At 64.7% G+C, this 6055-nt stretch carries 8 protein-coding genes and 1 pseudogene; 7 read left to right on the top strand and 2 right to left on the bottom strand.

The genetic code is table 11. From position 1 onward, the window contains the following. A partial coding sequence (locus PGX04_RS32285; RefSeq protein ID WP_273742214.1) for an ABC transporter ATP-binding protein occupies positions 1 to 725 on the bottom strand: 725 nt, incomplete at its 3' end. A gap of 102 nt (positions 726 to 827) precedes the next feature. Here PGX04_RS32285 and PGX04_RS32280 point away from each other — a divergent pair. From PGX04_RS32280 to sufU, 7 genes and pseudogenes are all read left to right on the top strand, one after another. After that, a complete protein-coding gene (locus tag PGX04_RS32280) occupies positions 828 to 1169 on the top strand; it encodes an ArsR/SmtB family transcription factor (protein WP_273742213.1) in 342 nt (113 codons plus the stop codon). Between the two features lie 5 nt (positions 1170 to 1174). Further along, on the top strand, positions 1175 to 1492 hold the full coding sequence (locus PGX04_RS32275) for a hypothetical protein (RefSeq protein WP_273742212.1): 318 nt from the start codon (positions 1175 to 1177) through the stop codon (positions 1490 to 1492). Positions 1493 to 1639: 147 nt separating this feature from the next. After that, a complete protein-coding gene (locus PGX04_RS32270) occupies positions 1640 to 1969 on the top strand; it encodes a DUF7521 family protein (RefSeq protein ID WP_273742211.1) in 330 nt (109 codons plus the stop codon). Further along, positions 1966 to 2841, top strand: a complete 876-nt coding sequence (locus tag PGX04_RS32265; protein ID WP_273742210.1) for a sensor domain-containing protein — start codon at positions 1966 to 1968, stop codon at positions 2839 to 2841. Before PGX04_RS32270 ends, PGX04_RS32265 begins: the two co-directional genes overlap by 4 nt. 480 nt (positions 2842 to 3321) lie before the next feature. Beyond that, positions 3322 to 4569: an aminotransferase class V-fold PLP-dependent enzyme gene (locus PGX04_RS32260; RefSeq protein ID WP_273742209.1), complete on the top strand. Its 1248-nt coding sequence runs from the start codon at positions 3322 to 3324 to the stop codon at positions 4567 to 4569. A gap of 218 nt (positions 4570 to 4787) precedes the next feature. After that, positions 4788 to 4943: pseudogene (locus PGX04_RS32255) on the top strand (HD domain-containing protein); the annotation flags it as partial. A 120-nt stretch (positions 4944 to 5063) separates the two neighbouring features. Continuing rightward, positions 5064 to 5483 carry a Fe-S cluster assembly sulfur transfer protein SufU gene (gene sufU, locus PGX04_RS32250; protein ID WP_273742208.1) on the top strand — a complete coding sequence of 140 codons (420 nt, stop codon included), beginning with the start codon at positions 5064 to 5066 and terminating at the stop codon, positions 5481 to 5483. A gap of 134 nt (positions 5484 to 5617) precedes the next feature. Here sufU and PGX04_RS32245 read toward each other — a convergent pair. Beyond that, positions 5618 to 6055: sugar phosphate isomerase/epimerase family protein (locus PGX04_RS32245; RefSeq protein ID WP_273742207.1), on the bottom strand; the 438-nt coding region annotated here is incomplete at its 5' end.

Genomic DNA, 6055 nt, shown 5'->3' with positions numbered 1-6055 from the left:
GCCACCGCTCGCAGCTCGGCGGCGGGGCCCGAGAGCGCGAGCGTCATCGTCGCGCCGCCGCCGATCTCGTCACGGAGCCCTTCGATCGTGTCGACGGCGACGAGTTCCCCCTCGTTCAACACGCCGATTCGGTCACAGACCGCCGCGACCTGCCCGAGGATGTGACTCGAGAAGAAGACGGTCGTCCCCCGTTCGGCCTCGCTGCGGACGAGTTCCTGCATCTCGCGGATCCCGTGGGGGTCGAGCCCGCTCGATGGCTCGTCCATGATCAGCAGGTCGGGGTCGCCGACCAGCGCCATGCCGGTCGCGAGCCGCTGGCGCATCCCCTTCGAGTAGTCGCCGGCCGGCCGGCCAGCGTCCTCGGCCGAGAGGCCGACCCGCTCGAGGATTTCGTCTGGATCGTCGCCGGCGGCCTTCGTCTTGCTGGCGAACTCGATGTGCCGCCGACCCGAGAGGCGCGGATAGATGTCGAACCCCTCGGGGAGGACGCCCACGCGGGGACTGATCTCGTCGGCCTCGGTCTGTGCGTCGTAGCCCAGCACCGTCGCCGACCCCGCCGTCGGGCGCGCGAAATCCAGTAGCATGTTGATCGTCGTCGACTTCCCCGCCCCGTTCGGGCCCAGAAAGCCGAAGACCTCGCCGTCGTCGACGGTGAGATCGAGGTCGTCGACGGCGGTGAGATCGCCGTACTCCTTCGTCAAGCCAGTCGTCTCGATCGCGGTCATTCCAGTAGCACCTGCGGCCGCCACGTACATAGTCCGGATGTCACAGTTTCACGGTCGGAAACTGTGGGTTCTTTTATATCTTCTCTCCATACGAACCACCGAATGACCGACGATGAGGAGCGAGAACTGCTCGCGTTGCTCGACGACGAGTACGCGCGCCGCATCCTCATCGCGGCCAGCGAGGAACCGATGTCAGTCGAGCGCCTCACCGAATGCTGTGACGCGTCGCCGCCGACGATCTACCGGCGGATCGACCGACTCACAGCGGCGGGCTACCTCGACGAATACCAGGAGCTCGATCCCGATGGACACCACTACAAGACCTACAGCACGCGGCTCGAGCGCGTCGCGATCGAGATCGCCGAGGGCTCGATGGCGCTGGACGTGTACCGCCTCGACGAAGACCCCGCCGACCGGTTCACACGGCTCTTCGAAGATCTGTGATCGCGATGCTCGGGATCCCACTACAGACCAGTACGGGTGGCGGAATCACGATCGCGATCGCCGTATTCGTCGGGCAGGCGGTCGCGTTCGTGATCGCCTGCTGGATCGCGAAGCGGTCCTACGACGGGTACCGAGACGCCCGCCGGTCGCCGCTGCTCTGGCTCGCGCTCGGCATCGCGTTGCTGGCCGCGGTGCCGACGGTGATCCGATTCCTGCTCCCGACGCTGCTCGGGGCGTCGTCGCTGACCACGACCGTCCTCGCGACCGCGAGCGAAATCGTCGGACTCGCCGCGATCCTCTACACCGTCTACGGTCGACCGTGACGCGACCGTACCGATCGAATCGAACGCGTCGAGTACACCGATCCCGTCGAGTACGACAGTACCGATCACGCCGAGTACGACAACAACGACACAGATGAGAACCGTTCCGTTCGACGCCACGCGGGCCGACCGTCCGAGGTGTGATCGATGAGCGCGAGCAGCGGTGCGCTCCTCGAGACGACGGCGTTGGGCCTCGACGAGGCGACGACGATTTTCTTCGTCGGGATGGCGAGCGCCGCGCTCGGCTCGGTCGTCACGTGGACGGCGTATCGAGGCTACGCTCGCAACGCCAGTCGGCCGATGCTGTTTCTGGCCGTCGGGGTCGCCTTCCTCACCGTCGTCCCGTTCGTGCTCTCACACGTGATCGACTGGACCACCGACGCGACCGACGCGACGGTGTTGCTCGTCGTCACCGTCTGTCACCTGCTCGGACTGCTCGCGATCGTTCGCTCGTTCAGGAGGCCCGATTCGAGATGAAATCGCCATCCACGTCTTCGTCACGTCCCACGGTCGGAACCGCACTCGAGCGCATTCGAACCTGGTGTCGCTGGTTCTTCGGCGTCGCTCTTCGGAGGCAAACCTACGCCAACGTCGCGTATCTCTTCCTCGCGTTTCCCCTCGGTATCGGCTACTTCACGGTCCTCGTCACCGGCTTCGCGATACCGATTTCGCTTCCGTTCGCGCTGGTCGATATCGGCAGAACGGAACCGGGTGCACTCCTGATCGTCGCGATCCCGTTGGTTCTCGTCACGGTGTGTATCGGGCTCCCGAGCGCGCTCTGTGCCCTGTTCGCCTCGATCGAGTTGAGTGCGCTCGAGCGACTCCTCGCCGGTCGGTTGCTCGGTGCGGAGGTTCCGACGTCCGAACCCGCCACAAGCGTCCGCGAGCGGGCGCGACGGCTCGTCTTCGATCGCGGGACGTGGAAAGGGGTCGGCTACCTGTTCAGCAAGTTCGTGCTCGGGGTCGTCTCGTTCGTCCTCCTCACCCTCGGAATCACGTTCACGTACGCGCTGGTCGCCACACCGCTCCATTACCGGAACGAGATGGTCGGCATCCACATCGGCGACCCGATCGAGTTCGTTCCGGAGTTCACGTACCAGCACGATGGCTGGACCATCGATATCTCCCCCATCACGCTCTCGATCGCTGACGGCGAACTGCTCTCGCTGTACGTCGACTCGCTGGCGGCGGCTCTGGCCGTCTCGGCGGTCGGCGTCCTCGTCGGACTCGTCGTCTTGCATCTGTTCAACGCCGTCGCGTGGCTCTTCGCGCGATACACGGAACTCCTGTTACGGAACACGCAGCCGTCGGTCTTCAGCGAACCGCCGGGACGAGATAGTAGTCGCTGAAACGATTGACACGCTGATCACATCGCTCTCATGCGATCAGGTATGCAGTGACTACTAGCGGTCACGGCGACTCGAGGCCGTCTCCGACGCCTCGCGATGGTGGCCGTCGAGCGCTCACAATTCCGCGTTCTCGATACCAAAATAGTTTGGAGATACCGGTTTCCGGAACGCACTCCAAGCAACTATTGCGGCAGGGGCACCCACCAGGGTACCCCCACCACTCCCCCTGCCGTTCACCTCCCGACCCCGTCTCCCCCACCTCCCCACCCCCTTCCCTGCTCCACCTCTCCACCCCCTTCCCTACTCCACCCCCCCGTTCCGTCCGTACCGTCCGATCGGTACGTCACCACTGAATTTCCGACCCAGCCAGCGCTCGGTCCGGTCCGAACAGGCAATACAGGCCGGTTCGAAGCGATACCGGAAATACCGGCCACGGTCGGACCGAAGGAGTGTTTTGTGTGCGGTCCGTTCTAGTCACCAATGAGTCAACAGAACCTCGAGTCGCTCGACGTCGAGGCGATCCGGGAGGAGTTCCCGATCCTCCAGCGGGAGTTCGATGGCCAGCAGGTCGTCTATCTCGACAACGCGGCGACGACCCAGACACCCGATCCGGTCGTCGACGCGATGGGCGACTACTACCGCGAGTCCAACGCCAACGTCCACCGGGGGATCCACCATCTGAGCCAGGAGGCCTCGATTCTCTACGAGGAGGCCCACGACCGCGTCGCCGACTTCATCGGCGCAAGCGGCGGCCGCGAGGAAGTGATCTTCACGAAGCACACGACCGAAGCCGAGAATCTGGTCGCCTACTCGTGGGGCCTGAACGAACTCGGCCCCGGCGACGAGATCGTGCTGACGGAGATGGAACACCACGCCTCGCTGGTCACGTGGCAACAGATCGGCAAGCGCACCGGCGCCGACGTCAAGTACATCAGAATTACGGACGACGGTACCCTCGACATGGACCACGCCCGCGAGCTCATTACGGACGACACCGCGATGCTCTCGGCGGTCCACGTCTCGAACACGCTCGGCACCGTCAACCCCGTCTCCGAACTGGTCGATATCGCCCACGACCACGACGCGCTGGCCTTTATCGACGGCGCGCAGGCCGTCCCCAACCGCCCCGTCGACGTCGAGGCCATCGATGCCGACTTCTACGCCTTCTCCGGCCACAAGATGGCCGGTCCCACCGGTATCGGCGTCCTCTACGGCAAGAAAGAGCTGCTCGAGGAGATGGAGCCCTACCTCTACGGGGGCGGCATGATCCGCAAGGTCACCTTCGAAGACTCCACCTGGGACGACCTCCCCTGGAAGTTCGAACCCGGCACGCCGCCCATCGCCGAGGCCGTCGGCCTCGTCGCCGCGATCGACTGGCTCGAGGAGCTCGGGATGGAGCGCATCGAGGCCCACGAGGAGGAGATGGCTCGCTACGCCTACGAGCAACTCGCGGCGGAGCCGGGCGTGGAAATCTACGGCCCCGAACCCGGCCCGGAGCGCGGCGGTCTCGTCGGCTTCAACCTCGAGAGCGTCCACGCCCACGATCTGGCCTCGATCATGAACGACCACGCGGTCGCGATCCGCGCCGGCGACCACTGTACCCAGCCGCTGCACGATAAACTGGGGGTCGCGGCGTCCGCTCGAGCCTCGTTCTACGTCTACAACACGAAAGCGGAGGTCGACGAGCTAGTCGCGGCCATCGACGACGCGCGTCAGCTATTCAGCTGACGCACGAGGGACGTCTTGCCGAGCAGCGCGAGGCAAGGCTCGAAGCGGCGAAGCCGCTTCGTAGACGCGCGTCAGCTGTTCGCGTAAGCGAACGCTGACCGCGAGGAGATGTCGACGACGTCATTGTAACCGAGGGAGGGACCTCACTGACACTCGAGGGACGTTGTGTCGAGCGATGATCCCGTTCGAGCGCACCGTCGGTGAAAACCGATCGGCTGTCCGCCGCAACGCAGTACAATCAGTTCTCCAAGAAGATTCTCGACCTGCCGGAGCGGCTGTATACCGACGCGGGTCGCGAACTCGCCGTCGACCGCGCGGCGTTCGTTCGGGAGTTCCTCGAGCGCTTCGACGAGGAAGTGACGGGTGACGCGTGACGAGCGCAAGACCGATCGCGGGAGTAGCCAGCGATACCCTATAACCCGTCGAAAACGGACTCGACCGCCCGTTTCGCCCCGGAACCCTTTTACAACTCACAGGCCTATCCGTATCCAACGATGGGACTGGGCTCCGATATGTACCGACAGCAGATCCTCGACCACTACAAGAACCCCCGTAACTACGGGAAACTCGAGGATCCGACGTTCACCCACATCGGCGAGAACCCGATGTGCGGCGACGAGATTCGGATTGACGTCACGCTCGAGGACGACGACGAGACGATCAAGCGGGTCGCCTTTCAGGGCGACGGCTGTGCGATCAGTCAGGCCTCCGCCAGCATGCTCTCGGGCGAACTCGCCGGCAAGAGCCTCGAGGAACTACACGAGATGGATCGCGACGACGTGATCGACATGCTCGGCGTCGACATCTCCCCGATGCGAGTCAAGTGCGCAGTGCTGGCCGAGAAGGTCGCACAGGACGGCGCGGAGATCTATCAGGGCGACCTCGACGTCGACAAGACGACGACCGAGGAGTAACGCGGTTTTCGGTCGGGGGACGCCGTTTCCTGCCGCTCAGTGGTCGGACGACGCGACGAGATGAGACGGTTTAACGTTGTTTTCTGTTCCGCCACCCCGACCGACCGCGGGATCCGGGGTGGCGGTGACAGCCGTCAGAGCGATCGGTCGATGTCGGCGCGAGATTTCATCTCGAGGACGTTGTACGGAGCGCCGATATCGGCACCGACAGATCGAAACGAGGGAAGCGGGTCGTGGGCGTCCGTCTCCCCGTCGTTGTCGTGGAGGTGGACGAGGTGAATCCGATCGCCGAACCGATCGACGAATCGTTCGTACTCGATCCCGCTGGCCTTCGCGTGGCCGACGTCGAGGGTGACCCGGAGCGCGTCCGGTCCGACGCCGACGGCCTCGAGAACGGACGCCAGCCGGTCGGGAGTCGCAGTGAAGCGCCGGATGTCGGGTTTCGTTCGCTGATTTTCTAGGCAGATCGGAACGTCTACGGTCGCGGCGTGGCGGGCACACGCGCGAACCGTCTCGACCGCCTGCGACCGGACGTGCTCGCGGACGCGAGCCGGATACCGCGTCCGTGCGCC

The organism is Natrinema soli (assembly GCF_028618695.1).
This window is presented reverse-complemented; position numbering and strand designations above follow the sequence as displayed.